Annotated in this window: 1 protein-coding gene; it reads right to left on the minus strand. The window is 71.0% G+C overall.

The features are described from left to right. Window positions 1–32: 32 nt before the first annotated feature. Complete coding sequence (locus tag ACWEVN_RS47975; RefSeq protein WP_452055730.1) at window positions 33–1,070, minus strand: zinc-dependent alcohol dehydrogenase family protein; 1,038 nt, start codon at window positions 1,068–1,070, stop codon at window positions 33–35. Between the last annotated feature and the right edge of the window lie 132 nt (window positions 1,071–1,202).

The raw sequence follows: 1,202 nt of genomic DNA on the forward strand, positions 1-1,202 counted from the left end.
CCAAGCCGGACGGTGGCCGCTTCTTCGTGGACTCAGCTGCGGAACAGCGCGACCTTCAGCGCGTTGCTGTCCTGCGGGTGGGCGAAGACGTCGTAGGCCTCGTCCACCTCGTCGAGCCCGAACCGGTGCGTGACGAACCGGCTCGTGTCCAGCCGGCCCGCCGCGAGCATCCGCAGCAGCATCGGCGTGCTGGCCGTGTCGACCAGGCCGGTCGTGATCGTCACGTTCTTGATCCACAGTTCCTCGAGGTGCAACGTCGCCGGCGCGCCGTGCACGCCGACGTTCGCCACGTGGCCGCCCGGCCGGACCAGGCGGGTGCACAGCTCGAACGTTTCCGGAATGCCGACCGCCTCGATCGCGACGTCCGCGCCGAGCCCACCGCTCGCTTCGGCCACCGCGGCCGCCGCGTCACCGGGCTGCACCAGCACGTCCGCGCCGAAGGACTTCGCCGCGTCGAGGCGGGCCGGTTCCTTGTCGACCACGATGATCGTGCTGGGGGCGAACAGCTGGGCGTTGGTGATCGCGGCCAGCCCGATCGGCCCGGCCCCGACGATCACCACCGTGTCACCCGGCTTCACCCCGCCGTTGCGGACGCCGACCTCGTACGACGTCGGGACGATGTCGGCCAGCATCAGCGCCGACTCGTCGCTCACCCCGGACGGCAGCACGTGCGTCGAGGTGTCGGCGAACGGGACGCGCGCGTATTCGGCCTGGACGCCGTCGGTCGTGTGCCCGAGGATCCAACCTCCGCCGCCGAGGCACTGGCCGTAGGCGGCCTTCCGGCAGTACTCGCACCGGCCGCAGGCCGAGATGCAGGACACCAGCACCTTGTCGCCGGCCTTGACGCCGGTGACGGCGGATCCGGTCTCGACGATCGTGCCGACCGCTTCGTGGCCCAGGATCCGGCCGCGTTCGACCTCGGGCACGTCGCCCTTGAGGATGTGCAGGTCGGTGCCGCAGATGGTGACCGCGTCGACCCGGACGATCGCGTCGGTGGGCGCGGTGAGCTCGGGATCGGCGTGGTCGGTCCAGCTGCGCCGTCCCGGACCGTCGTACACGAGTGCCTTCATCGGTTTTCCTTTCGGGCAGGGGAAAAGGGCGCCCGCCCGCCGGGGGGGGGCCGGGGGTGATTTGTTAAGCGCAGCCACCGGCGGTGGAAGAAGAGGGGGGCCAGATAGGGAGAGGGGGGGGTGGGGAAAGAG

Source organism: Amycolatopsis sp. NPDC003861 (genome assembly GCF_053605405.1).

Coding starts and splice junctions, on each gene's coding strand:
- ACWEVN_RS47975 (WP_452055730.1), bottom strand. CDS start 1,070: ATGAAGGCACTCGTGTACGACGGTCCGGGACGGCGCAGCTGGACCGAC.